Source organism: Vibrio sp. FF145 (genome assembly GCF_041439075.1).
Taxonomy (GTDB): Bacteria; Pseudomonadota; Gammaproteobacteria; order Enterobacterales; family Vibrionaceae; genus Vibrio; species Vibrio tasmaniensis_A.
The window spans coordinates 95,720-121,698 of the sequence record NZ_JBGONH010000001.1 but is presented as its reverse complement, the minus strand read 5'-3'; the positions used below and the strand labels follow the sequence as shown (position 1 = coordinate 121,698).

The window sequence follows — 25,979 nt, the reverse complement described above, 5'->3', positions numbered from 1 at the left end:
ATCATATAATGACAAAGCTCATAAAAAACAAGGGCAACCCTTGATAAAAGTTGCCCTTGTTCAATTAGTTATCACTATTGGGTGAGATATCCCAACATTTCAGGTGAATATCTATTGGTTCTTCGTTTACTTATAGCTTGAATTGATGAACTAAATCGCCTTGCTGGTTTGCCAGAATTGTTAGGTTTTGGCTTGCCTCTGCAATTGATGACATCGCTTGATAACTCTTATCAGCAATCTGGTTGATGTCTTCAATGTTACGCGCGATATCACCCGAAGTTTCACTCTGCTCAGCCGCGGCTTGAGAAATGTGCGTACTCATTCGACTGATTTCTAGAATCAATGCCTGAATTTCTTCCATAGCACTATTAGCACTTGAAGCTTGTTCAACCGACATATCCATATCGCTCATGCAGCTTTCAATCACATTGCTTGCTGTTTTAGAACTTGATTGTAGGTTACTGATCATGGTCTCAATTTCAGACGTCGATTGAGTTGTCTTTTGTGCCAGTACTCGGACTTCATCTGCAACTACAGCAAATCCACGGCCTTGTTCACCTGCGCGCGCGGCTTCGATTGCTGCGTTGAGTGCAAGTAGGTTGGTTTGATCTGCAATACCACGAATAACATCGAGGATAGAGCCAATCTGGCTACTCATTTGTTGTAGCTCGCCTACAGCACCCACGGATTCAGTCAGGCGCACCTCAAGCTGATTAATGGTACTGATGTTGGTGTTCATGACCTGACGACCTGATTCAGAAGCCGATTCTACTTGTTGAACCATAGTTAATGAGCTTTGTGCACTGTTTGCTACTTCTTGTACAGAGTGAGACATTTGTGTCATTGCCGTTGCGACAGTTGCTGTTTGTTCACGCTGGCTGTTCAATTGAGCCTGTGTCTCAGAAGAGGTTTTTTGGTTTACGCTTGCAGTATTGGTTAGGTCATCTGAAGCGTCATTCAGTTTCACCAGAATATTGTGCAGGTTGTCGGCTAAGGTATTGATGTGACGGCTTACTCGGCTGAATTCGTTGTCGTATCGAATATCGATACGCTGAGTCATATCTCCTTCGGTCAGGCCTTCTAATGTACCGAGGATGCGCGTTAGTGGTTCTCTTACACTATGTGCAATGTGGTAACCAATTGCTGCAGCGAATACGGTGACAACAATGCCAATTGCAATCGCTTTGAATAGACCGTTGTCGTAGATGCTGCTCGCATCTGCTAATGATGAGTTGAGTTGCTCTTCCGCTGTGACGTTGAAAGAATCCAGTACCGCCATTGCTTGGTCGACCTCAACGGCTAGATTAGCAATGTTGATGTACAAGGCTTCTTTCGCTTTCAGATAATTATTATGCTTATCTAAAACACCGCCTTTTTGTCCCACGTCTTTGGTGAAGTTTTTAACCGATTCATCGAAAACATTTTTTATCGCAGGCAATTGTGTCGCTAAGCCACGGTACGCGTAGTTTAGGTGGGTAACGGCCTTTTTGTTTTGGTTAACGGCTTTTTGTACGAAGGCAACATCAGAACTTGCTAGTGCATCAGAGGTAATCACCTCGGCGTCTTGTAGTTTAATAAAGTAGCTCTTTGCCATCACTTTTACAGAGATGCTTTTTTGGTCGGCAACGTACTCTTTCATGCCAACGGTCAATTCTGAATGTAAGCGTTGGAAATCACGTGATGCTTTTTGTACTTGCTCTTGCGCCTCAAACATAGCGATATAATTGTTCATCGCTTCATCTGCTTCGGTGAAGTAACGTTCTTCCATCGCTCTTAATTGCGTGATGCGCTCAGTGAGCGAGGTATTGTCTTGGCTTGCTGTTTCTAGGCTACCTAGAACTTCAGAAAAAGCGTTTTGTGATGCAGCAAACTCTGTACGCATTGCAGACATACGCTCAGAATTTTGTGTGGTTAAGAAGTCTTTAAATGACTTGTCAGCGGAAAGTAATTGGACACTTGTTTGGTTTGAAAGCGCAACCAGCGGCAATGATACTTTTGAGACGCTCTCAAAATTGCTATGTATCTGATTCATGCTGCTCATCATGATGGTTATCGTGACTGCGAACATGATGATGATCAGTGCGAAACCAGCGTACATACGCTTGATCACAGATCCCTTCATGACTTTCTCCCTAAATAAATGTGGACCTAATACCAGGTCAAAACAAAACTAACAAAATTATCAGGATTCTATTGAGCTCGGCTTACGCATTTTATGACGCACACGTCAAAAATAGCCCTTTGTCCTAGCCAATATGCCGTTCTTGAGAGATAAGGCGTGTTTTTTTTTGATTTGAACGGTGTTTTTTATTATGCTTTAAAGCAGGTTTATTGTGGTTTGATGCGGCATAGCGCATACTCAAAGCATTAAAAAATAAATGTTTTATCGGAGAGACACATGGCTGAAGAAACCATTTTTAGTAAGATCATCAATAAAGAAATTCCAGCTGATTTGCTATACCAAGACGATTTAGTAACCGCATTTCGCGATATTAACCCTCGTGCTCCTAGTCATATTCTAATTATTCCTAACAAGCTGATTCCAACAACGAATGATGTTGAAGCGGAAGATGAAGCAATGATGGGACGTATGTTTACTGTTGCTCGTAAGTTAGCAAAAGAAGAAGGCATTGCAGAAGATGGCTATCGTCTTATTGTGAACTGCAATTCTCACGGTGGCCAAGAGGTTTACCATATTCACATGCATTTGGTTGGTGGCCGCCCACTTGGCCCGCTTTTAATGAGCTAATTAAAAGGCTAATAAGCTAACGAAACAGTTAATGATCTCATTAATACAAGTTAATGGTTAATTAACATAAACAGCGAGTTGGAAAATTTGTTGTTTGTATGCCAACTTTTAGTTTTATCTGTTGTCTGAATATCGGCATCGATTAGGTAGAGCCTAAAAAGCAAGGTATCCACTTGCTTAAGATCCTTTTAACAAAGTTGGCATTTTAAACATGCACGGAGACGATAAGTGAAGCACCAGTTTAGATTCGCTTCCATTGCCCTGTTATCGGCGTTGACAGCGGGTTGTGCGAATATGTCGGCAGGGAGCCTGTTCAGTCATTACAGCGCGCAAAACAAAGAAATTTACCAAGCAGTCAAGTCTGGGGATTATTCAACGGCTCAACAAGAGTTACCAGATTACGTAGCAGGTGACATTCTTGATAACTTTGAAAAAGGTAGAATTAATCTACTTGATCAAAAATATCCTGAGAGTAAGTCGTCGCTCGAACTGGCCGATCAGGCAGTAAAAGATCAGCAAAGTAAAGCGGTGATCTCTGTATCAGACAGTGCAACCAGTGTCGGCGCGTTGGCTGTGAATGACAATATTACCGAGTATGTGCCAGCCGATTATGAGTTGGGCTTTCTGCATTTATATCTTGGTTTGAATTATTTAAAGAAAAACGACTTAGAAGGTGCGGTGATCGAAATGCGTCGTGCTAACCAAGTTCAGGAACAAGCCAAGAAGCAACGTGAAGCTGAGTTAGAAAGTGCTGCAAGCGATGCAAAATCTCAAGGGTTGTCTGCCAACGTGGGTAGTATTCTTGCGAATTATCCTGATGCGGGTAAAAAGCTGCAATCTGTGCAAAATGCGTATTTGATGTTTTTGTCTGGTCTGCTTTACGAAGCATCTAACGATCTGAACAGCGCTTATGTGGACTATCGACGTGCTTTGGCCATCATGCCTGAGAATCAAGAAATCATCGATAGAACCATGGCAACAGCTGCTCGCTTAGGCATGCGACAAGATTTAGCAACACTGAAAAGGCGCTACAAACAGTCATCTAAGTTAGGGGCAAGCGAAGGGCGAGTAATTGTGCTTCAAGAACAAAGTGCAGTTCAAGCGATGGACAGTTGGCGATTAGATTTACCTATTTATGACAGTCGCGATCAGGGCGCAATATACTCTCTGGCGCTGCCATATTATCCGAGCCAAAGCGTAGAACGCTTTTCTGCGCTACGAATCAGCGGGCAACCGTTGTCTGAGCATTTGATTACGGATGTGAATGCGATGGCGCAGAATGATTTATCTGAACGTATGACGAGCATTGTTATTCGCCAAGCGTTACGTGTGGTCGCGAAAGACCGCATCCGTAAAGAAGCAACTCAAGGTAACGATGTCGGTAACATTTTGTTCAATGTCTGGAATGCATTCACGGAACAACCAGACACTCGAAGCTGGCAATCTTTACCTGCGGAAATAAAGACCAGCACGTTTGTAGCAAACAGTGGTCAATATACGTTAGAAGCGGGCACTAAAACGTATGACTTTGATATTCGAGAAGGGCAGACCACTTTGGTGTGGATTTCTCGACAAGGAAACAATGCAACAATGTGGCATAAACAGCTAGGGAGGCTGTAATGAAAAAGTGGTTAGTGAGCTTAGCAGCGGTTATGGCTCTGGCTGGTTGTGCTGATAATACAGCTGGCGTAAGGGTAGATAGTCAAACTCAGAACGTTTTCTTTGGTGATAAGGTATTGGGTAGCCGCTTACAGGTTGAAGATATCCGAACTGACCTCGTCGACGGTCATACGCGAGGAATCGTGCGTTTAAACAGTAACTATAAAGGCGATCAACATATCCTTTATCGCTTTTACTGGTACGACGATGCTGGTCTTGAGGTCAACCTAAAGCAAGGCCCTTGGAAGCAAGCGATTGTTCGTGGCTTTGAAAGTATTTCGTTGTCGGAAGTGTCGGTAAATCCGAAAGCGACTCAGTTCAGAGTTCAGTTCAGAGAGCAGTAAACTTTCGTTTGGAACCGCTCATATTTAGAGTGGTTCCAAGCTTTATAGCAAAGACGAGATAGAACGGGTCTAAGGATTCGAAAATACAAAAATTTAAGAGAGTGGGTAACCCCGCTTAGTGATTAGTTAAGGAAACAAAATGAAAAAGAGTGTCATTGCGCTACTAGGTTTAGCGGTTATTTTAGGCGGTTGTTCAAACAAGGTAAGCTACGGTGATGCACAATCAGTAGAAACCACGACAATCGATTTCGGTTCAACTGACCTTCAAACGATTGCGGGCGAAATGGTCGATAGCATGATGGCGTCTGGTTCTGTGTCTTACATTACTCGTGATCAACGCCCAATCGTGTTCGTAGAGCGAATCAAGAACAAAACAAGTGAGCACATCGATACTGAGTCAATCACTGATACCATCAGTACTAAAATGCTGAACTCTGGTAAGTTCCGTTTCGTTGATATGGACCGTGTAGAGTCTGTTCGTGAACAGTTGAACTTCCAAAATAACGATGAGCTTGTAAATCAAAGCTCAGCAATCCAATTTGGTAAAATGGTTGGTGCTCAGTACATGTTGTACGGCAACCTATCAAGCATCGTTAAGAAAGCGGGCAGCGACGAAGACGTATACTACAAAATGACTATGCGCCTAATGGATCTTGAGTCTGGCTTGATTGAGTGGGCTGACGAGACTGAAATCCGTAAGCAACAATCTAAGAGCTTACTGGGCTTTTAATTAAGTTTACTTGGCTTCTAATTAGCTTACTGGGTTTTTAATTTAGCTTATTGAGCTTCTTAAATGGTTTAGTGTGCTATTAACTTGGCTTAGTCATGCCTCAACGCAGTACATGTTATTTGCTGTGATTGGTATTAATGAAGAGGCACTGGCTTTTGGTCAGTGCCTTTTTTTTAGGGAAATTAAGACGTTTATAGGGCAGTTAAGACGTCTATAGGGAGTAAATATGGCGATTTTTTCTTGGTCTGAAGCAAAGCTTCTTGATACCAGTTTGAGTTCTCTTGATGGCTACTTTTCTGAGCCTCCAATCAGAGCACAGACACTGACAGGTGGGTTGACTAATCGATGTTGGAAATTGGTTTTAGCCGATGGCACCGCGTATGTTTGGCGTCCAATTACCCCCATCACCAAAGCGTTCTTCATCTCTCGCCATGAAGAGTATCAAGTACTGTCTGCTATTGAGCGCCTAGATATCGGACCAAGTCCGATAGTGGTCAATGAGCAAGGCTTACTGGTTGAATGGATCGCGGGTGAGACGTTGTACGAAGGACTCGAGCAGGATGATTTACTGAAGACGCTGATCTCAGTGCATTTGGTTAATACTGCGCGACTGCCGCTCCAACCGTTCAGTTATACGGCTCGAGTTGACCACTACTGGCTTCAGCTTGATGCGGTTCATAAGACTGAAACCTGCACTAAGATTTATCAAGAGTGGCGCGTGGCTCCAAGTATCCCAAGTGTAGACCTGTCTTTGTGTCATTTTGATCTCGGTGGCTATAACCTTGTTAAGAACCACGATGGGATTAAGATCATTGACTGGGAATACGCAGCGCTAGCAGACCCAAGGCTTGATCTTACGCTGACTATTGCTGTTGCCCGATTACCAGTTACAGAAGCTGTTAATAAGTACTGTCAGCTAAGAGGTATCCATGATCCCCAATCGTGGCTTGACGGCGTAGAAGCCTGGTTACCAAGAAGCCAAATGATGGCAATGCTGTGGTATTTACTTGCTCATCAGCTATGGGGCGATGACAGTTATCTGCGTGAAGCAGAGGCTCTTAGTCACACTTTATGTAGCTATGATCACGTTTAGGAAGTGAAAAATATAATTTCAGAGGTCTTCCCTTTAAAACCTTGTTTTTCGTGTTAGATTGATCAAAACGTACCAATATTCAATGGGGGAGGTACAATGATTATCTATCTACACGGCTTCGACTCAACAAGCCCGGGCAATCACGAAAAAATACTGCAGTTGCAATTCATTGATGATGACGTTCGTTTCATCAACTACAGTACTTTGCATCCAAAACACGATATGCAGCATTTGCTAAAAGAAGTGCATAAAGTGATAGAGCAATCCGATGATCCACATCCAATCATTTGTGGTGTAGGTTTGGGTGGTTTTTGGTCTGAGCGTATTGGTTTCTTATGTGGGATTAAGCAGGTGGTGTTCAACCCTAATCTGCACCCTGAGAACAACATGGTAGGTCGAATTGATCGCCCAGAAGAGTACGAAGACATCGCGACTAAGTGTGTCGCTCAGTATCGTATGAAGAACAAAGGACGCTGTTTAGTGGTGCTTTCTCGTGAAGATGAAATTCACGACAATACGAAAACAGCTTCTGCTCTAGAAGATTACTACGAAGTTGTCTGGGACGAAAAAGAGAGTCATAAGTTCAAAAAGATCTCTCAACACTTACAGGCAATGAAGGCGTTTAAAAACGCTTAAGGATTACCGCCATTTTATAAAACAGCACTCAATTGAGTGCTGTTTTTTTATCCAAATTAGCAAGCGATGCCCGAAGGGTTCGAGCTGAGCACCCCGCAAAAAGCGTTTTACTCTTTGTTGAGGGAGATTTGCTTAGAATGACCAGGCTACTTCCCCCTTGCCGCGATTAAAACGCTTTTATATCGAACGAAATTTGACCGTGAAAGGTCAATGCGCCCTAGTCATATAGATTTTATCGATGAGTTTGCGCAAACGTTAACTAATCAGTCACGAATCCTCATTGTGGGTAAGGATTTTTGTTGCGGTCATCTTTTTGCTATATATAATGTTCTAAAGCAAAATATTTTGATAAATGTCAAAAAAAATTGAGAGCGAGTGATAAAACTTGCCCATAATTTGTGCTCTGCCTCTCAGGTAGGCACCTTTTTCATCCACGTGAGCAAAGTGGCAAACCAATGTTTGTTGCTTGTAATCCCTCTAACTACTCAGTGAGCTGTTGTTACTTATTATCACAGTCATCAAATGAGCCGCAGCCTTTGGAATTGAGGCCGAGTAGATACATAGAATTTATCGGTTGGAGTAATCGAGCCGAACCCCATTTATTCATTTTGTAGAGGATTGTCATTGTGACAAAAATTATCGTAGTAGGCGGCGGTGCTGGTGGTTTAGAACTAGCAACTAAGCTAGGCCGCACTTTAGGTCGTAAGAAACGTGCCCAGATTACTCTGGTAGACCGTAAAGCAAGCCACCTATGGAAACCATTGCTTCATGAAGTAGCCACTGGCTCATTGGATGAAGGTGTTGACGCGCTGAGCTACCGCGCACACGCGAAAAACCATTGCTTTGATTTCCAAATGGGCAGCCTGAACGATATCGATCGTGAACGTAAAGTGATTGCGTTGAGCGAGTTGACTGATGAGCACGGTGAGTTACTGATGCCAAGCCGTGAACTTGAATACGACATTCTTGTGATGGCGTTAGGTTCAACGTCAAACGACTTCAATACCCCAGGTGTTCGTGACAACTGTATTTTCCTTGATAGCCCAGAGCAAGCACACCGTTTCCGTACAGAAATGAACAACCAGTTCTTAAAGCTGCACGCTAAGAATGGTCAAGGTACGGTAGACATTGCGATTGTTGGTGCGGGTGCTACTGGTGTTGAACTGTCTGCTGAGCTTCACAACGCTGTGAAAGAGCTTCGTACATACGGTTTTGGCGACCTAGATTCAAGCAAGCTGAACGTTAACCTTGTTGAAGCGGGTGAGCGTATTCTTCCAGCTCTACCTCCTCGTATTTCCAGCGCAGCACATTCTGAGCTAACTAAGCTTGGCGTCAACGTGCGTACAACGACAATGGTTACACAAGCTGATGCTGACGGTCTAACGACCAAAGATGGTGAGAAGATCCCAGCACAGATCATGGTATGGGCTGCGGGTATTAAAGCGCCAGATTTCATGAAAGATATCGGTGGTCTTGAGACGAACCGTATCAACCAGTTGGTTGTCAAAAACACGCTGCAAACTACGCTTGATGACAACATCTTTGCTATCGGTGATTTGGCGCAATGTACACAAGCGGATGGTTCGTTTGTTCCACCCCGTGCACAAGCGGCTCACCAAATGGCAAGCTGCGCATTTAGCAACATCATCGCTAAGCTGAACGGCCGTGACCTGAAAGACTACATCTACAAAGATAAAGGCTCACTAGTTTCACTAAGCCGTTTCTCTACAGTAGGTAGCTTGATGGGTAACCTGACTAAAGGTTCGATGATGGTTGAGGGACGTATTGCTCGTGTGGTTTACATCTCTTTGTACCGAATGCACCAGATGGCACTTCACGGCTTAATCAAAACATCGCTGATGATGTTGGTGGGTCGTATTAACCGTGTCCTTCGTCCAAACCTAAAGCTTCACTAATCAGGTAAGCCTTCTAAGATCATTACGCTGATAATAAAAAAGAGCTATTCGGAGCTCTTTTTCGATCGTGTCGAGTACGTGTTATTTCGGATTGTTACTCTATTAAGCGATTAAGATAATGGAGGTAACACAGAATAAACCACGCCATCTTTCGGTTTACCGTTAAAGATAAAGCGATTCTTTGCAATGGCTTCACGTTCAGCGCCACATTTCTCGATCAGCTTTTGGCTGGGTAGGTTCTCTGTATCGCAGACAATCTCCAAACGCGTCAACTTGAGCATTGCGAAGCAAAATTCAAATAAGGCAATCATCGCTTCCTTGGCTATCCCTTTTCTTTGAAATTCATCACCTACCCAATAACCTAAACTTGCCATGTTAAAGGTGTGGTAAAGCTCATTTATGGCCACCATGCCGACTAACTTTTCGCTTTTTCGTTCGAAGATACCAAAGCCAAACGCATCGGCTTTAACCCAGTTTAAGCGAGTCGCAAGAATGAATCTCTTGGCCTCGACGGTCGAAAACTCGTCGTGGCACCAGTCGAGCCATGGCAATAAACTCGGGGAGGATTTAACCAGCTGCGAAAACTCTTGAGCGTCTGAGGCTTCAATGATTTTTAGGTTGAGGTGTTGAGTATTTATCTGAAAGTCAGGGCTCATAAGAAATACCGAATTACATGTAAGTACTGAACAAAGGATTCAGTGCAGAATAAAGATAGATAGCACTTAATAAAACGCCCTCACTAGGAGGGCGGATTGAATTACTTATATAATTATAGCCGAATCGGCAAGTAACTTACTGCGCCACGCGTCGAACTTGAATAACCATTCCAAGAAGTGGGTGGTCAAGGTAGTGAGTTTCTGTACTGCGCATACGACGTTTTTGGTCCATGCGGTAGCTCTTAAGAAACTCTTGGACTTCAACCGTCGGAGAAATCTCCGTTAGATTACCCACTTGCACGTTACTTTCTGCACCACTTACAGGTGAATCTAGCTCGATTTGTTGCTCTTGTAGAGTCACTTCACGAACGCTCGGCGCTTTCAAATCCAATGTCGTTTCAGCGTATAGATAGTGCTGAACGTAGATTTGCAGCTTGCCGTCTAACTCGTAAAGCGGCTTATCGATAGTCTCTTCTTGAAAACCATCAGTATTTACTGCTGTTACTACACCTTTCTCAGAACCGTCGGCATTAAACTGTTTGGAGAAGTCTTTACCGGCTTGAATGTGGAAAACCGGTGCCGAGCTTTTGCCTTGGTCGCCTTGACGCCAAGCGGTATGCATCAGAACTTCAAAGCCTGCGTGTTTGCGTAGCTTGTCTTTCTGAGGTGTTAACTTGTATTCCGAGTAAGGCAGCATCTGCACGCCTTTCTTCGCTCGGTATTGGGTATCTTGAAATGAACCTACGCGCTCAAGTGAAATCTGAGGCTGTGTGTTTGGCCAAGATTCATTCACTTTTTCTGCATCAACAGCACGCTTAAAAATGATCACTTCTATATCAAATTGTCTCTGCGCCAAACTTGGCAGTGAGACGAACAATAGTAGCAGTGGGATCAGTCTTTTCATTTTTACTCCGTCTTCCAGCCGAACTACCGGCTGGATAATTTATATGTGCAAGTGGATTGGGTCTTATGCCGAAGGAAGCAAGTTCTGTCTGAATTCGCCCAATAAATCACTAACAAATTGAATTCGTTTCCGTCTGTCGACCAATGGTATCGTAAACTTGAACTTTGTTGGTCCTTCCATTGAAAACTTTTGCGGTTGAGATTGCAACAGTTTAACAAGGTAGGTCGGGTTTATGTCAGCATCCGGGTAGAATTCTAAGAATCCACCTTTATCATGAGCCTCAATTTTCTTCGCTTTGATAGACGCCGCGGCTAATTTTAGCTCTGAAACTGACAACAAGTTCTTGGTAGCATCCGGCAGAAGGCCGAAGCGATCAATCAGCTCGACTTTCAACTCTGCCAATTCGTCGGTGTCACTCACACTCGCAATACGCTTATAAGTAGACAAACGTGTATTGATGTCTGGGATGTAGTCATCAGGCAATAGCGCAGGCAGGCGCATCTCAATTTCAGTTTGTTCACGCAGTAGGTCATCAAGTGATGGCTCTCGCCCCTCTTTCAATGCTTCAACTGCTTGTTCAAGCATCTCCATATACAAGGTGAAACCAACCGATTGAATTTGACCACTCTGTTCATCACCTAACAGCTCACCCGCGCCACGAATCTCTAAGTCATGGGTTGCTAGTGTAAAGCCTGCACCTAAGTCTTCAAGTGAAGCTATGGCATCTAATCGCTTAACCGCATCTTTGGTCATTGCTTTCGGGGGAGGTGTTAGCAGATAGGCATAGGCTTGGTGGTGAGATCGACCCACACGCCCACGCAATTGGTGCAACTGTGCTAAACCAAGGTTATCGGCTCTGTCCATTAAGATGGTATTGGCTGTTGGTACGTCGATACCGGTTTCGATAATGGTTGTACACACTAGCAAGTTAAAACGCTGGTGGTAGAAGTCATTCATGATGCGTTCTAGTTCGCGCTCTCGCATCTGGCCATGAGCCACGGTGACACGCGCTTCTGGAATCAGTTTCTGTAGTGACTCAGCCGTCTTTTCAATCGTGTCGACTTGGTTGTGTAAGAAGTAAACTTGACCACCACGCATGATTTCACGAAGTACCGCTTCTCTGACGATCGCGTCATCACTCTCACGGACAAAGGTCTTTATTGCTAAGCGTCGTGCTGGTGGTGTTGCGATGATTGACAAGTCACGCATGCCGCTCATTGCCATGTTCAATGTACGTGGAATTGGCGTCGCGGTGAGCGTTAGGATATCGACATCCGCACGCATTGCTTTCACTTTTTCTTTCTGACGCACTCCAAAGCGGTGTTCTTCATCGACAACCAACAGGCCAAGGTCTTTAAACTGAAGGTCACTTGAAAGTAACTTGTGAGTACCCACCAAGATATCGACCTTACCGTCGGCGACATCTTGCATGATCGATTTCTGTTCTTTGGCTGATTTGAATCGAGACAGAACCTCAACACGAATCGGCAAGTTGGCGAAACGGTCGCGGAAGTTTTCAAAGTGTTGCTGAGCAAGCAGGGTAGTAGGAACTAACACGGCCACTTGTTTACTGTTATCGGTACACACGAACGCGGCACGCATTGCGACTTCTGTTTTACCAAAACCAACATCACCACACACCAAGCGGTCCATGGCTTTTGCTTGGCACATATCAGACATTACCGCATTAATTGCCATCGCTTGGTCATCGGTTTCTTCAAACGGGAAGCCAGATTTGAAGGTTGCGTACTGACCACGATCGAGCACAAATTTGTAACCCGGCTTAAGCTCACGCTTGGCGTAAACATCAAGCAGTTCGGCTGCAACGTCACGGACTTTCTCTGCGGCGCGCTTACGAGCTTTCTGCCATGCTTCACCGCCAAGTTTGTGTAGCGGTGCGGAATCTTCAGCGCCACCAGAGTAGCGGCCAATTAAGTTCAGAGATGCAACTGGTACGTAGAGCTTGGCATCGTTTTGATACTCAAGTGTTACGTATTCGGTTTTCATACCACCCGCTTCTAGGGTTTGCAGGCCGATGTAGCGACCAATACCGTGGTCAATGTGAACAACAGGTTGACCTGGTTTAAGCTCGGCAAGGTGACGGATTACGGTGTCGCTGTTTACGCTTTTCTTATCTTTTTTACGACGCTGAACAACGCGATCGCCCAAGAGATCACTTTCACAGATAAGGGCGATGTTTTGCTCTTCGTGGATAAAGCCATGCTCAGCAGAACCTAGGATCAGGGTGAACTTATCTTTACCTTTAATTGCCGCGTCGAGGTTTTCAACTTCACTTGGTCGTACTTTGATGCCTCGAAGTAACTCACTCAGTGCTTCACGGCGGCCTTCAGACTCAACCGAAAAGACCACTTTTCCGTCGAAGGCTTCAGTGAACTTTCTTAAGTTAGACAACGGTTCTTTATTCTGATGTTGAACGCTGAGATCAGGCAGAGGCATAACCGGAAGGTTTGTACGCCCCGCTTTTTCCTCAATCGTGTCTAAGCTTAGGTTGACCTGTGGCTTCTGTTTGAAGTGTGCGAACAGCTCGTCTTTCTTCAACCAAAGTTGCTCAGGTGTCAGCAGTGGTCGTAGTGGATCAACGCCACGTTGCTCGTATCGGTGAGAAACGTCCGTTAGGAACGAATCTACTGCAGTCTCGACATCACCTAGAATCAGGAGTTGCGCTTCATCGGCAACATAATCAAACAAGGTTTCGGTGTGCTCGAAGAACAGCGGTTGCCAATACTCAATACCAGCAGGCCACGTGCCTTTAGAAACCTGCATATAAACCGATTCTGGTTCACGGCGCGCATCAAACTGTTGGCGCCAACGAATACGGAAATCTTCAATCGCTGTTTCCGAGGTTGGGAATTCGTGAGCAGGCAGCAGTCGAATCTCAGAGATGTCTTCGATAGAGCGCTGGTTTTCAGGATCGAAAGTACGGATCGTGTCGATCTCGTCATCGAAGAAGTCGATACGATACGGGTCTTTGCTGCCCATTGGGAACAGGTCGAGAATAGAACCACGGCTAGCGTATTCACCTGGGCCAAACACTTGATCAACGTAACGATAGCCTGACTTTTCAAGCTGTAGGCGCAGTTTCTCAAGCGAGTAGAGATCGCCCGTTTTCACCATTAACGTGTGTTGTAGCAAAAAGTCTCGCGGTGACTGGCGTTGCAATAACGTGCTGATCGGAACGATCGTGATGCCATCTTTTAGTGTTGGCAGTGCATAAAGGCGAGCGATACGATCTGAGATGATCTCTTGGTGCGGCGAGAAGCTATCGTATGGCAGTGTTTCCCAATCAGGGAATAATGCGACTTCATGTGCCGTAAACTGTTCAATTTCAGATTGAAGCTTAAGCGCCACTTGTGGGTCGGGTACAGCCAACACGGTATGGCTGTTGTGTTGCTCTGCGAGTTTGGCAATGGCAAGAGCGAGAGACGAACCGACTAGGTTACCGATGTGCTTTTTGTCACCGGCACCTTTAAGTTTAGGTAGTGTAAATATGGATTTTTTGGTCATGTTAATTTACTTGTTATCTCGGTCTAGAGAGCGTTGACGCAAGAGTTTCTGTTGTTGATGAAGCGCCGCTTTAATTAGCAGGTCTTGGTCGGTATCGCGAAGATGAGCGTATTTAAATTTGATTTCGAAACCTGAGTCTTTCGCCTCGCTAGCAAATACTTCTGCGTAGCAATAAATGGCTGCAGCTGGGTGCTCTAGAAAAAGTTTGGCTTTTACTAAGCGACCCGCTTCGATATCTGCTTTTGAAAAGCAGGAAAACTGACTCGCACCAAATGAATAGGTGTGGGTACGAAATTGTTCATCATCTTGTTGCGATAACATAAAGCTCAACAAGAGGTTTAATTTAGAGTTCTGTGCATCCAATAAACTGATGACATTCTTCAAGTCGCTGTTTTTCAGTTCAGCTCGAGCACTGTCAGCTAATAGATCCAATTGGCTAAATTCACTTGCCACCACAAATGGTGCTGGGATCTCAGATTCGAATTGAATTTGAGAGGGTAAAGTGAAGCCGCTGTCCATTGGTTCAATATTAGCGGTAAGGCTATGGTGAACGGTAAAAAACTCTTGTTCTGTCATGCGTTAGTTCCTTGAAGTGATCTATTGATTATCGCTATGTGGCCGCAGTAATCAAGGTCAGTTAATTGAAAGTCTCAAATAGTTGTTTGAAATTTGGTAATTTGACAAGGTTCTGTTTTTCAAGCCTAACTAATTGAGTTAATTCACTCTATATTTTCAATTAACCCCTACACAGTAACGGCAATACCCGTTACATTAACCCGCATCTCCTTTAGATGGTTCAAAGTATGTTTCATCCTATTTCATTGTTTGTTGGCCTGCGTTATTTGAAAGGCCGTTCAGGTGATCGCTTTAGCCGTTTTGTTTCTTATATGTCGACAGCCGGAATTACCATTGGTGTGCTGTCTCTGGTTACTGTTTTATCGGTAATGAATGGATTCGAAGCGCAGTTAAAAGACCGAATTCTTGGTGTCCTTCCTCAAGCCGTCGTTTACGAGCAAGGAGGCACAACGTCACTTTCTGCTCAAGCACCTAGCTTTGCGGAGCAAATGTCGCTCAATGGCCACGTAGAACCTATTGTTCGCAGTGAAGCGGTGATCCAAAGTCCTGCTCAGTTATCTGCGGGCTTGTTAATCGGTATTGAGCCAAATTCAGATGACCCTCTTCAGAATCATTTAATTGCTGGCAGACTGTCTTCACTCAAAGCTGGTCAGTATCAGCTTTTCCTTGGTCATACCTTGGCAAGAAACTTGAAAGTGTCTATGGGCGACAAAGTTCGCTTAATGGTGACCAGTGCCAGCCAATACACGCCGTTAGGACGTATTCCAAGCCAGCGAAATTTTACCGTAGTTGGGATTTTTAACACGGGTTCGGATATCGATGCTCAATTGATGGTGACAGATATCAACGATGCTGGGCGTTTGATGCGCTATAAATCAGACACCATTTCAGGCTGGCGACTGTTTTTTGATGACCCATTTGAAGTGGCAGAACTAGCAAACCAACCGCTACCGGAAGGTTGGGTGTGGAGCGATTGGCGAGACCAACGTGGCGAGCTATTCCAAGCCGTTCGAATGGAAAAAAACATGATGGGTTTGATGCTTGGGCTGATCATTGGTGTTGCTGCGTTTAACATTATTTCTGCGCTTATTATGGTGGTGATGGAGAAACAGTCCGAAGTCGCCATCTTAAAAACCCAAGGTATGCGTGATGGTCAAGTCATGGGGGTCTTTATGGTTCAAGGTGCAAGTAGTGGTGTGATCGGCGCATTATCTGGTGGCATCCTGGGCGTGATTTTAGCTTCGAACCTCAATACTATTTTAGAGGCGATGGGTGTTGCTCTGTTTTCATTTGGTGGACAGTTGCCAATATTGATTAATCCAATCCAAATTGCGGTTGTTGTGGTTCTGGCTATTGCACTTAGCTTGATTGCCACTGTATTCCCTTCTTATCGTGCATCGTCTGTAAAACCTGCTGAGGCCCTTCGTTATGAGTAATTTCCTTCAATGTAATGATATCCGTAAAACGTACCGTGAAGGCTCGTTAGATACTGAGGTTCTCAAGGGCGTCAGCTTTGAAATCGAAAAGGGTGAGCTAGTCGCTATCATTGGTACCTCTGGTTCCGGTAAAAGTACGTTATTGCATATTTTAGGGGCATTGGATGATGCGTCTGATGGCAGCGTAAGCTTTCTCGGACAAGACTTAGCGTCTTTGAGTTCGAATAAGCAGGCCAAGCTTCGCAACCAGCATCTTGGCTTTGTGTATCAATTCCATCATCTTCTTTCTGATTTCTCAGCGTTAGAGAACGTAGCAATGCCGTTGTTGATAGGTGGAGAGAAGCCAGCGAAAGCTAAACAAGAAGCACAGTTGTTACTTGATAAAGTGGGGCTAAGTCATCGTGTTGACCACCGACCTTCAGAACTTTCAGGTGGTGAGAGGCAACGAGTGGCAATTGCTCGTGCATTGGTGAACAAGCCTGCGCTAGTGTTGGCGGATGAGCCGACTGGTAACCTAGACCACAACACAGCACTTTCTATTTACGACTTAATGCGCGAACTGAACCGTGAGTACGATACTGCCTTTTTGGTTGTGACTCACGATGGTGAACTTGCCGGTAAGATGGATCGCCAACTTCACATGCAAGATGGTTTACTGGTCAACGTAGAAAAAGAGGAGAGCTAAGTGTTTTCTTCTTTATCTCTATTGATAGGCGGCCGATTTAGCCGGGCGAAACAACGAGACAAAATGGTGTCGTTCATCTCCTTGTCTTCGACAATTGGTATTGCTGTTGGTGTCGCGGTAATCATTATCGGTTTGTCTGCAATGAATGGTTTTGAGCGAGAGCTTCAATCACGAGTACTTTCTGTCATTCCTCACGGTGAGTTTGAGGGCGTCAATAAACCAGTAACTCGCTGGGAGCATGTGATTGAGGAGTCGGTAAAGCACGATAAAGTCGTTGCTGCTGCGCCTTATGTGAAAATTACCGCGCTTGCCGAAAAAGGCAAAGAGTTGAAAGCAATTGAAGTTCGCGGCGTTGACCCACAACTTGAGCAACAAGTATCGAGCCTATCGAGTTTTATCGATAAGCAAGCTTGGAGCGATTTTAAGGCAGGGCAACAACAAATCATTTTGGGCTCTGGTGTGGCCAATGTACTTGGCGCGAAAGTCGGTGATTACCTGACTCTGATGATCCCGACGGTGAATGGGTCGGTTAAGGTTCAAGCACCTAAACGTGTTCGAGTCAAAGTGGTTGGCTTGCTGACGCTTAATGGCCAAATTGACCACAGCTTAGCTTTGATCCCGATCGGCGATGCGCAAACTTACGCAAACCTAGGCGAGGCAGTGACAGGGGTTTCTTTAAAAGTGACCGATGTTCTGAACGCGAACTCTATTGTGCGTGAGGTGGGTAACCAGCTTGATGTGTATGTGTATCTACGAAGCTGGCAACAGAAGTTTGGCTTCTTGTATCGAGATATTCAGTTGGTTCGCACCATTATGTATCTGGTGATGGTACTGGTTATTGGTGTTGCTTGTTTCAATATTGTCTCGACATTAATGATGGCAGTAAAAGACAGAGCATCAGAGATCGCGATTTTAAGAACCATGGGCGCATCGGACGGCCTTGTGAAACGCATTTTCGTTTGGCAGGGCGTATTCTCCGGTGTGTTAGGTAGTTTGGTGGGCAGTGTAATAGGCGTGTTAGTGGCGCTTAATCTCACGACACTTATCAAAGGGCTTGAAAGGCTAGTTGATCACCAGTTCTTGTCCGGTGACATCTATTTTGTCGACTTCTTGCCATCACAACTCGATGTGACGGATGTTGTTGTGGTTTCAGGTACAGCGATTGTATTGAGCCTATTGGCGACATGGTACCCAGCATCACGAGCAGCCAAGTTAAACCCTGCCTCGGTGCTTAGCTCGAAGTAATGCGCTTAGTAATACGTCATGTAGCATGATAGACAAATGGCATACACAAAAAAGGATCCCTGATGGGATCCTTTTTTTTGAATTCAATCTGCATTCTTTACGACTGTGGTTACATCCCAATATTGCAGAGTTCTGCGGTTCATCTGACTTTAACTTGTGTGCGGTTTAAGTGAAGCGCATACAAGGATAGATTGAACGACAAGGAAAAGTTGTCAGTACCTTGCTTGACGCTTCTTCCAACTTCTTACTACTGAGTAACGCCATAACCCGCGAATACCAAAGTAGCCAATCATTGCTGAAACCACGCCACAAATCAGGCAACCCAGTAAGAAAGGAGGCCCGATTGTATTCATTTGCGCCAAGATGAAGTCCCAAGACAATTCGAAATGGAAGGCTTGGGGTGGTACATGCATAACAAACGCCCCGACTTTATAAGCAAAGTAGAAGAGAACGGGCATAGTGACCGGGTTACTGATCCAAACAAGTGCGACAGCCAAAGGTAGGTTAACGCCACATGCGACAGCAAGGCCTGCAGACATAATCATTTGGCTTGGTAGAGGGACAAACGCCATGAATAACCCAACAGCGAATGCGCCAGCCGCAGAGCGACGATTAAGACACCATAAGTTGGGGTTGTACAAAACATTGCCAAAAACTTTCAATGCTTTCTGACGCTTGATTAGCTCATGGTCAGGCATAAATCGTTTGATAAACTTTCTTGGCATAGGAGGAAGCTACTCTCTTGTTTAACACTTGGTTCTTGATTTCATTTGCTGCGACAGTTGTGTCTGCCAGCTTCTGGCCTGTGATGCCTCATTGGGTTTGGGCACCATTGATGCTGTTGTTACTACTAGCATCAACAAAGTATAGCGTTTTCCGGAGTGCAAGAGGTCTAGCAACAGCATTGATACTAGTTATCTGCCTAGGGAATGTAATTGAAATACAAACGAGTCGCTTATTTCAATCAGGGCAGAATACTACCATAAATGCTTCGGTTGTTAGCCTTTTTAGTGAAAATAGCCACGGTTTTGAAAGCGTAATAGTAGCTAGATCAATTGGCGGCGAAAAATTAATCTTTCCTCAATTAATAAAATTACGTTTGTTTACACCTTTTAAGTTAACACTCGGAGATGATGTCAATTTATCTGTGTATATAAAGCCTGTATGGGGCAAACTCAATGAAGCAGGCTTTGATTTAGAAAAGTATCTGTTTAGCGCAGGTGTGGTTGCCAATGCAATTTACAGATCTAATACAAAGTATCGCATTCATACCAATAGCAACTTACGGTCCTATTGGTTTGAAAACAGTCTTGAAAGGTTAAGTCAACTGGCAAATCAAGACCTCATTATGGCTTTGAGTTTTGGTTATCGAGACCTTATTCACTCTCAGCGTTGGGACTTACTTAAAAGCAGTGGTTTGATTCACTTGATGGCTATTTCGGGGCTGCATATTGGGATTGCCTTTGGTATCGGCTATCAAGTAGGAAAGGTATTCAGGTTACTATCATCTTCACTTCTTTGGTTGCCCACAATATTCGGAGTCGGCTTAGCCTATTTCTACAGTTGGTTTGCTGGGTTCACGCTGCCCACCTTGAGAGCTTTGGTGATGTGTATTATCGCCAGCTATTTCTTGTGGCGTGGGCAAAATATCAGTTTGTTTCGGTATGTCGCCTTAAGTCTGTGCGTGGTTCTGCTAATTTGGCCATTTTCAGCATTATCGAGTAGCTTCTGGTTGTCTTTTGGTGCGTTAGGTGCCGTTCTTTACATTGCGTTAAATAGTCAGTCATCCGATTCAAACTCAACATTTATCGAGCGAGCACTGCAGCTCTTCAAGATTCAGTTAATGCTGACATTCCTGATTGCTCCCTTTTCGATGCTGTTCTTTAATGGGGTCAGCTTAGTCTCTGTTTTCTACAACTTGCTCCTTTTACCTTGGGTGTCGATGGTGGTTATTCCACTATTGTTCCTGGCAATGTTCTTTAGCTTAATATTGGCGCCAGTATCAGGTGGCGTTGGCTTAACTACATTCAACAATGGTTTGTCTGAACAATTATGGATGTTGGTCGACTTATCGCTTGAGCCTCTCGTATTTAGTCTTCCTTTCTCTGAACGATTTTGGTTTCAAGTGGATAATCACACGATTGAGTTGTCTGTATTCCTCATCTTGTTTTTCGGTTTTGTCAGTCGATATTTCAAGCGAGCACTATCTATATTGATTATTACCGTGTTTGTACTGTGGTGGGAGTTCGGCAAGCCTCAACAAGACAAACTAATTATCGATATCTTGGATGTTGGTCACGGGTTGTCTTTGCTCTTAGAAAAGAACAATCAGATTGTTCTTTACGATCTTGGTAACGCATGGCCAGGAGGTTCCATTGTCGAATCCTTACTTATTCCTACTTTGAATCAGAGGGGAATTCATGAGTTGGAGGGTGTAATAGTGAGTCATTTCGATTCTGACCACGCTGGTGGCTATCCGTCGTTACTTGAAAATTACAACCCTAAGTGGGTAAGAGCCAGTCAGAATATCAGTCAACAAGGACAATCTACGATTCAAGAATCGTCAAATATTCAAGCATGTATTTTAGGAGAAGTATGGACTTGGCAAGGGGTTGCTTTTGAGGTCTTGTGGCCTCCCAAACAAGTGAAGAGGGCGTATAACCCACATTCGTGCGTAGTCAGGCTTTTTGACCCCGCTCTAGAGTTCTCGATGTTACTTACTGGTGATATTGAATTGGTCAGTGAGTGGTTACTTGCACGCGAAGGCGAACGGCTTCGAAGTGACGTAATGCTTGTTCCTCATCATGGTAGCAATACGTCTTCGATCGCCAGTTTTATTGAGGCCGTTTCACCTCAGTTAGCGATCGCTTCTTTGGCCAAAGGCAATCAATGGGGGATGCCGAGTGAATCCGTTATTGAACGTTATCACGACGCAGGGAGTGCTTGGCTTGATACTGGAGAAAGCGGCCAAATAACCATCAGTATTGGTCAAGAAGGTTGGCAATATCATGAGATTAGAGAACAACAAGGCAGACAGTGGTATAGGCAGATGCTTCGTAAGGGAGTAGAATAGGAAGATTATTGTGAGAAAATTAAGCGATTCTATGTCAACACAAACAGATGAAACTACCTGGGTCACATTTAAAAGACTTTGGACTTATATTCGACTATATAAGGCCGGCCTTGGTGTTGCGGTTATTGCGCTTATTATAAATGCTGTCACTGATACCTACATGATTTCCTTACTAAAGCCGTTACTTGATGAAGGCTTTGGTAATGCAGAATCTGACTTTTTACGTACGCTCCCTCTCATTATCTTTGTCATGATGTTCGTTCGTGGCATCAGTGGCTTTGTTTCAACTTATTGTTTGAGCTGGGTTTCAGGCAATGTGGTCATGGAAATTCGACGTAAAATATTCAGCCATTTTATGCATATGCCAGTTTCTTTTTTTGATAAAGAACAGACTGGTGCGCTGCTATCTCGAATTACTTACGATTCAGAGCAAGTCTCTGCGGCAACCAGTAAAGCATTAGTCAGTATTGTCCGTGAAGGTGCAAGTATTATTGGCCTGTTGACGCTGATGTTCTGGAATAGTTGGCAGTTGTCTTTGGTGTTGTTCGCTGTCGCCCCTCTTGTCGCGTGGGCAATCAGTATCGTATCGAAGCGATTCAGAAAGATCTCTAAGAACATGCAAACCAGTATGGGTCACGTCGCTTCTTCTGCAGAACAAATGCTGAAAGGACATAAAGTCGTTCTAACGTATGGCGGACAAGATCTAGAAAAACACCGCTTTGACCAAGTTAGTAACCAAATGCGCCAACAAAGCATGAAGCTAATCACTGCTCAAGCGGCCGCTAACCCAATTATTCAGATGATTGCATCACTTGCAATCGTAGTTGTTCTATTTCTTGCTAGTGTTGATTCAATTAAAGCAGAGCTTACTCCTGGTACGTTCACTGTTGTGTTCTCGGCGATGTTTGGTTTACTACGCCCACTAAAAGCTCTGACTAATGTAACGTCTGAATTCCAACGTGGTATGGCAGCGAGTACGACCCTATTTGGTTTGATGGATCTAGATACGGAACAAAATAAAGGTACGTTGAAGCCTGAAACCGTAGCGGGTGAAGTTGAAGTAAAAGATGTGACATTTACTTACCAGGGAGCAGAGAAAGCAGCGCTTGATAAGGTCAGTTTTAATATACCGAAAGGCAAGACAGTCGCACTTGTCGGCCGTTCAGGTTCGGGTAAGAGCACCATTGCGAACCTGTTTACTCGTTTTTATGACGTAGACTCTGGCTCTATTGAGCTTGATGGTCACGACATTCGTGATTATGAATTAAGAAATCTACGTGAGCACTTCGCTCTTGTTTCCCAGAATGTGCACCTATTTAACGATACGGTTGCGAACAACATCGCTTACGCAGCTGAAGAACAGTATTCACGTGAACAGATCGAACACGCGGCTAAACTTGCGCATGCAAGCGAGTTTATCGAAGGCATGGAAAATGGCATCGATACGGTTGTTGGCGAAAATGGCGCGAGCCTGTCTGGCGGTCAAAGACAGCGTATCGCGATTGCACGTGCTCTATTGAGAGATGCACCTGTTCTGATCCTTGATGAGGCGACATCTGCATTGGATACCGAGTCAGAAAGAGCGATTCAATCTGCGTTAGAAGAGCTGCAGAAAGACAAAACAGTACTTGTTATCGCACACCGACTATCTACTATCGAGCAAGCTGATGAGATTCTAGTGGTTGATGATGGGCATATTGTAGAAAGAGGTGCACATGCCGAGCTCATCGCCCTTGATGGCGCTTATGCACAACTACACCGAATTCAGTTCAGCGGATAAGATTAGGTCTTGTTGTGATCGAAAAAATTTGGTTTAACAATCACCCATTAAAATACTTTCTCTGGCCGCTATTGTGGCCATTGAGTCTGCTATTCAAAATGATCAGCGGTCAACGTCGTGATGCTTATCTATCGGGGAAAAAAGAGACCTATCGCCCGCCTTTACCCGTGATTGTTGTTGGTAATATTACCGCTGGCGGCAATGGCAAAACACCGGTTGTGATTTGGTTGGTAGAGATGCTTCAGGCTCATGGTTTTAAGCCAGGTGTTGTTTCTCGAGGTTATGGGGCGAAAGCACCAAACTATCCGTTAGTGTTGGATGAAAACACGCCAGCAGAGCACTCTGGTGATGAGCCTCGTTTGATTCGTAAGCGAACTGGTGCGCCTGTAGCGGTTGACCCTGTGCGCGCAAACGCAGTAAAGGCTTTGCTGAGCGAAGGGGTTAATGTCATCATCACTGACGACGGCCTTCAGCATTATGCACTTGAACGCGATATTGAATTTGCTGTTATCGACGGTGCGAGACGCTTTGGTAGTGAGTGTCTAATTCCTTTGGGCCCATTAAGAGAGCCTATATCTCGTTTAGATGACGTAGACTTTTTGGTTAATAATGGCGGTAAAGCGCACGGGCGAGAGTTCTCGATGTCTTTACTTCCAAGCCAAGCGGTTAACCTGAAGACGGGTCAGAAAAGGTCTGTGGCAGAATTACAAAAGCTGGTGGCTTTTGCTGGTATCGGTCACCCACCACGCTTTTTTAAAACATTGGAAAATCTTGATGGTGATGTGGTTTATACGCAGGGCTTCGCCGACCATCAAGATTTTGATAAAGATGAACTTCATGCCTTAGCAAAAAAAGGTATGAATATGATTATGACAGAAAAAGACGCTGTAAAATGCGAAGAATATGCGCAAGATAACTGGTGGTATCTTCCAGTTTCTGCGCAGTTTGATGAAGATTCGCAACAGCAAATTTTAAAAAGAATAAAAGAGGTTATGGAATACTATGGATCACCGTCTGCTTGAGATCGTTGCTTGCCCTGTATGTAAAGGTAAACTAACTTTTGACAAGGATAAGCAAGAGCTTGTTTGTAAAATTGATCGCCTTGCTTACCCAATTAAAGAGGGTATTCCTGTTCTTTTGGAACCTGAAGCTCGCACCGTTTCAATGGATGAGGGTAAGTAATGTCTTATACGGTTGTTATACCTGCAAGATACCAATCGAGCCGTTTACCAGGGAAGCCACTTGCTGACATTGGTGGCAAGCCGATGATTCAATGGGTATACGAACAGTCAATGAAGGCGGGTGCCGATAACGTTATTATCGCTACCGACGACGCTCGAGTTGAAAAAGCGGCCAAAGCATTTGGCGCGACCGTTTGTATGACATCACCGAATCATGAATCAGGCACTGAGCGTCTCGCTGAAGTGATTGAAGTTATGAAGATTCCAGATGATCATATTATCGTGAATGTTCAAGGTGATGAGCCACTTATCCCACCTGCGATCATTAATCAGGTCGCGAACAACCTTGCGAACAGTACAGCTCCGATGGCAACACTCGGTGTGGAAATTACTCATGCTGACGAAGTGTTTAATCCTAACGCCGTAAAAGTTGTGACCGACAAAGATGGGTATGCCCTGTACTTTAGCCGAGCTACTATTCCTTGGGATCGCGATGCTTACGCGAACAATGGTACAGCTGCTGAATCTCCACTGCTTCGTCACATTGGCATTTACGCTTACCGTGCGGGTTTTATTAATACCTATATCAATTGGGAACCAAGTACCCTTGAGCGTATTGAGTGCCTAGAGCAGCTACGTGTACTTTGGTACGGTGAAAAAATCCATGTAGACGTTGCGGCAGAAGCACCTGCAGCTGGTGTTGATACGCCAGAAGACCTAGAAGCGGTTCGAGCTATTATTGGCTAAGCGTCTTTTAGCGACTACTTCTTTGCTCTACAAAAATGCAAAATCATGAGCCTTGCTTATCGCGAGGCTTTTTTATGCCTAAAGAGAAGCGGATGACAGCCTTATTTATCTAAGTTAACGGATATTGAGTTGGTTGCATGGGTTTCTGTAGCATCACCCCGGAATTATCTAAGATTTACCTCGCTCGACTTGCAAATTTTCTCTATAATATGCCGCCTATAAAGTAGTGGCGAATCGCTAGTACAGAATAAAACTTACGACAAAACGTGGAGTAAAAGATGCCTTCTCAAAGCCCAGTGATTACGGTTGATGGACCAAGTGGTGCAGGTAAAGGTACCCTGTGTATGTTACTAGCAGATAAGCTAGGCTTTCATCTTCTAGACTCAGGCGCGATCTATCGCGTATTGGCTTTAGCGGCAATTCACCATGGCGTGGATACTGAATCAGAAGATGCTTTAGTACCGCTTGCAACTCACTTAGATGTTCAGTTTATCGCTGAAGGTGAGCTAGTGAAGGTTATCTTAGAAGGCGAAGATGTGTCTGGTGAACTTCGTAAAGAAGAGACGGGCATGGCGGCTTCAAAAGTCGCTGCTTTACCTCGCGTTCGTGAAGCACTGTTACGTCGTCAACGTGCTTTTAGCGCAGCTCCTGGTTTAGTTGCAGACGGTCGTGACATGGGAACCGTTGTATTTGTTGAAGCTGAAGCGAAAATATTTTTAGATGCGAGTGCTGAAGAGCGCGCGAGTCGCCGCCTTAAACAGTTGCAACAGAAGGGGTTAGATGTTAAATTTGACGACCTTTTGAGCGAGATCCAAGAGCGAGACGATCGAGATCGTAATCGCCCAGTGGCGCCACTTCGCCCTGCAGAGGATGCTCTAGTGCTTGATTCCACCTCAATGAATATTGAGCAGGTAGTCGAAAAAGCACTACACTATATTGAATCGAAACTGGCTGGGTAATTTCGCCGAGCTAGTACGAACGTTGGTCGCAAGGATGATGACCGGCGAATTTATCAACCCCATGCGGTAGGATACCCATGGACGT

At 44.6% G+C, this 25,979-nt stretch carries 22 protein-coding genes; 16 read left to right on the top strand and 6 right to left on the bottom strand.

Annotated elements, in window-relative coordinates; translation table 11 throughout:
• Nucleotides 1-130: 130 nt before the first annotated feature.
• The gene (locus ACED42_RS00550; RefSeq protein ID WP_017096887.1) at nt 131-2,122 is read right to left on the bottom strand and encodes a methyl-accepting chemotaxis protein; all 1,992 of its coding nucleotides are present in this window, start codon (nt 2,120-2,122) and stop codon (nt 131-133) included.
• Nucleotides 2,123-2,398: 276 nt separating this feature from the next.
• Here ACED42_RS00550 and hinT point away from each other — a divergent pair, with 276 nt between their 5' ends.
• From hinT to ACED42_RS00515, 7 genes are all read left to right on the top strand, one after another.
• Complete coding sequence (hinT, locus tag ACED42_RS00545; RefSeq protein WP_009847160.1) at nt 2,399-2,749, top strand: purine nucleoside phosphoramidase; 351 nt, start codon at nt 2,399-2,401, stop codon at nt 2,747-2,749.
• Nucleotides 2,750-2,977: 228 nt separating this feature from the next.
• Complete coding sequence (locus tag ACED42_RS00540; protein ID WP_371700948.1) at nt 2,978-4,369, top strand: COG3014 family protein; 1,392 nt, start codon at nt 2,978-2,980, stop codon at nt 4,367-4,369.
• Nucleotides 4,369-4,752 carry a YcfL family protein gene (locus ACED42_RS00535; protein WP_009847158.1) on the top strand — a complete coding sequence of 128 codons (384 nt, stop codon included), beginning with the start codon at nt 4,369-4,371 and terminating at the stop codon, nt 4,750-4,752. The genes ACED42_RS00540 and ACED42_RS00535 overlap by 1 nt, the downstream gene beginning before the upstream one ends.
• Before the next feature lie 139 nt (nt 4,753-4,891).
• Entirely contained in the window at nt 4,892-5,482 is a 591-nt protein-coding gene (lpoB, locus tag ACED42_RS00530) for a penicillin-binding protein activator LpoB (protein ID WP_012604411.1), read from the top strand.
• 226 nt (nt 5,483-5,708) lie between these two features.
• Nucleotides 5,709-6,575 (top strand): phosphotransferase, encoded by an 867-nt coding sequence (locus ACED42_RS00525; protein ID WP_371700947.1) that lies wholly within the window; start codon nt 5,709-5,711, stop codon nt 6,573-6,575.
• A gap of 96 nt (nt 6,576-6,671) precedes the next feature.
• The gene (ycfP, locus tag ACED42_RS00520; RefSeq protein WP_012604408.1) at nt 6,672-7,211 is read left to right on the top strand and encodes an alpha/beta hydrolase YcfP; all 540 of its coding nucleotides are present in this window, start codon (nt 6,672-6,674) and stop codon (nt 7,209-7,211) included.
• A gap of 626 nt (nt 7,212-7,837) precedes the next feature.
• Nucleotides 7,838-9,127, top strand: a complete 1,290-nt coding sequence (locus ACED42_RS00515; protein ID WP_017096883.1) for an NAD(P)/FAD-dependent oxidoreductase — start codon at nt 7,838-7,840, stop codon at nt 9,125-9,127.
• A gap of 110 nt (nt 9,128-9,237) precedes the next feature.
• On the opposite strand, the gene ACED42_RS00510 is transcribed toward ACED42_RS00515, so the two are convergent.
• From ACED42_RS00510 to ACED42_RS00495, 4 genes are all read right to left on the bottom strand, one after another.
• The gene (locus tag ACED42_RS00510; RefSeq protein WP_371700946.1) at nt 9,238-9,783 is read right to left on the bottom strand and encodes a GNAT family N-acetyltransferase; all 546 of its coding nucleotides are present in this window, start codon (nt 9,781-9,783) and stop codon (nt 9,238-9,240) included.
• A 136-nt stretch (nt 9,784-9,919) separates the two neighbouring features.
• Nucleotides 9,920-10,687, bottom strand: coding sequence for a peptidoglycan binding protein CsiV (locus ACED42_RS00505; RefSeq protein ID WP_012604405.1), 768 nt, complete (start codon nt 10,685-10,687; stop codon nt 9,920-9,922).
• Between the two features lie 63 nt (nt 10,688-10,750).
• Complete coding sequence (gene mfd, locus ACED42_RS00500; protein ID WP_371700944.1) at nt 10,751-14,212, bottom strand: transcription-repair coupling factor; 3,462 nt, start codon at nt 14,210-14,212, stop codon at nt 10,751-10,753.
• Between the two features lie 6 nt (nt 14,213-14,218).
• On the bottom strand, nt 14,219-14,788 hold the full coding sequence (locus ACED42_RS00495; protein WP_371700942.1) for a PilZ domain-containing protein: 570 nt from the start codon (nt 14,786-14,788) through the stop codon (nt 14,219-14,221).
• 227 nt (nt 14,789-15,015) lie between these two features.
• On the opposite strand from ACED42_RS00495, the gene lolC reads away from it, so the two are divergent.
• The 3 genes from lolC to lolE are packed head-to-tail and all read left to right on the top strand — an operon-like array spanning nt 15,016 to nt 18,154.
• The gene (gene lolC, locus ACED42_RS00490) at nt 15,016-16,224 is read left to right on the top strand and encodes a lipoprotein-releasing ABC transporter permease subunit LolC (RefSeq protein ID WP_371700940.1); all 1,209 of its coding nucleotides are present in this window, start codon (nt 15,016-15,018) and stop codon (nt 16,222-16,224) included.
• Entirely contained in the window at nt 16,217-16,909 is a 693-nt protein-coding gene (gene lolD, locus ACED42_RS00485) for a lipoprotein-releasing ABC transporter ATP-binding protein LolD (protein WP_009847148.1), read from the top strand. Before lolC ends, lolD begins: the two co-directional genes overlap by 8 nt.
• On the top strand, nt 16,910-18,154 hold the full coding sequence (lolE, locus tag ACED42_RS00480) for a lipoprotein-releasing ABC transporter permease subunit LolE (RefSeq protein ID WP_371700939.1): 1,245 nt from the start codon (nt 16,910-16,912) through the stop codon (nt 18,152-18,154).
• A gap of 212 nt (nt 18,155-18,366) precedes the next feature.
• Here lolE and ACED42_RS00475 read toward each other — a convergent pair whose 3' ends face one another.
• A complete protein-coding gene (locus tag ACED42_RS00475) occupies nt 18,367-18,879 on the bottom strand; it encodes a DUF2062 domain-containing protein (protein WP_009847146.1) in 513 nt (170 codons plus the stop codon).
• 215 nt (nt 18,880-19,094) lie between these two features.
• Between ACED42_RS00475 and ACED42_RS00470 the strand changes: the two genes are divergently transcribed.
• From ACED42_RS00470 to cmk, 6 genes are all read left to right on the top strand, one after another.
• Entirely contained in the window at nt 19,095-21,227 is a 2,133-nt protein-coding gene (locus ACED42_RS00470; RefSeq protein WP_371701031.1) for a DNA internalization-related competence protein ComEC/Rec2, read from the top strand.
• A 31-nt stretch (nt 21,228-21,258) separates the two neighbouring features.
• Complete coding sequence (gene msbA, locus ACED42_RS00465; protein WP_009847143.1) at nt 21,259-23,007, top strand: lipid A ABC transporter ATP-binding protein/permease MsbA; 1,749 nt, start codon at nt 21,259-21,261, stop codon at nt 23,005-23,007.
• Between the two features lie 14 nt (nt 23,008-23,021).
• Nucleotides 23,022-24,029, top strand: coding sequence for a tetraacyldisaccharide 4'-kinase (gene lpxK / locus ACED42_RS00460; protein ID WP_135381599.1), 1,008 nt, complete (start codon nt 23,022-23,024; stop codon nt 24,027-24,029).
• Nucleotides 24,010-24,189 (top strand): Trm112 family protein, encoded by a 180-nt coding sequence (locus ACED42_RS00455; protein WP_004736429.1) that lies wholly within the window; start codon nt 24,010-24,012, stop codon nt 24,187-24,189. Before lpxK ends, ACED42_RS00455 begins: the two co-directional genes overlap by 20 nt.
• Nucleotides 24,189-24,935, top strand: a complete 747-nt coding sequence (gene kdsB, locus ACED42_RS00450; RefSeq protein ID WP_009847141.1) for a 3-deoxy-manno-octulosonate cytidylyltransferase — start codon at nt 24,189-24,191, stop codon at nt 24,933-24,935. The genes ACED42_RS00455 and kdsB overlap by 1 nt, the downstream gene beginning before the upstream one ends.
• A 278-nt stretch (nt 24,936-25,213) precedes the next feature.
• Nucleotides 25,214-25,894: a (d)CMP kinase gene (gene cmk, locus ACED42_RS00445; RefSeq protein ID WP_009847140.1), complete on the top strand. Its 681-nt coding sequence runs from the start codon at nt 25,214-25,216 to the stop codon at nt 25,892-25,894.
• Nucleotides 25,895-25,979: the final 85 nt, after the last annotated feature.

Coding starts and splice junctions, on each gene's coding strand:
- lolD (WP_009847148.1), top strand. CDS start 16,217: ATGAGTAATTTCCTTCAATGTAATGATATCCGTAAAACGTACCGTGAA.
- ACED42_RS00535 (WP_009847158.1), top strand. CDS start 4,369: ATGAAAAAGTGGTTAGTGAGCTTAGCAGCGGTTATGGCTCTGGCTGGT.
- msbA (WP_009847143.1), top strand. CDS start 21,259: ATGTCAACACAAACAGATGAAACTACCTGGGTCACATTTAAAAGACTT.
- ACED42_RS00550 (WP_017096887.1), bottom strand. CDS start 2,122: ATGAAGGGATCTGTGATCAAGCGTATGTACGCTGGTTTCGCACTGATC.
- ACED42_RS00455 (WP_004736429.1), top strand. CDS start 24,010: ATGGATCACCGTCTGCTTGAGATCGTTGCTTGCCCTGTATGTAAAGGT.
- lolC (WP_371700940.1), top strand. CDS start 15,016: ATGTTTCATCCTATTTCATTGTTTGTTGGCCTGCGTTATTTGAAAGGC.
- cmk (WP_009847140.1), top strand. CDS start 25,214: ATGCCTTCTCAAAGCCCAGTGATTACGGTTGATGGACCAAGTGGTGCA.
- mfd (WP_371700944.1), bottom strand. CDS start 14,212: ATGACCAAAAAATCCATATTTACACTACCTAAACTTAAAGGTGCCGGT.
- hinT (WP_009847160.1), top strand. CDS start 2,399: ATGGCTGAAGAAACCATTTTTAGTAAGATCATCAATAAAGAAATTCCA.
- ACED42_RS00525 (WP_371700947.1), top strand. CDS start 5,709: ATGGCGATTTTTTCTTGGTCTGAAGCAAAGCTTCTTGATACCAGTTTG.
- ACED42_RS00495 (WP_371700942.1), bottom strand. CDS start 14,788: ATGACAGAACAAGAGTTTTTTACCGTTCACCATAGCCTTACCGCTAAT.
- ycfP (WP_012604408.1), top strand. CDS start 6,672: ATGATTATCTATCTACACGGCTTCGACTCAACAAGCCCGGGCAATCAC.
- ACED42_RS00510 (WP_371700946.1), bottom strand. CDS start 9,783: ATGAGCCCTGACTTTCAGATAAATACTCAACACCTCAACCTAAAAATC.
- kdsB (WP_009847141.1), top strand. CDS start 24,189: ATGTCTTATACGGTTGTTATACCTGCAAGATACCAATCGAGCCGTTTA.
- lpoB (WP_012604411.1), top strand. CDS start 4,892: ATGAAAAAGAGTGTCATTGCGCTACTAGGTTTAGCGGTTATTTTAGGC.
- ACED42_RS00505 (WP_012604405.1), bottom strand. CDS start 10,687: ATGAAAAGACTGATCCCACTGCTACTATTGTTCGTCTCACTGCCAAGT.
- ACED42_RS00475 (WP_009847146.1), bottom strand. CDS start 18,879: ATGCCAAGAAAGTTTATCAAACGATTTATGCCTGACCATGAGCTAATC.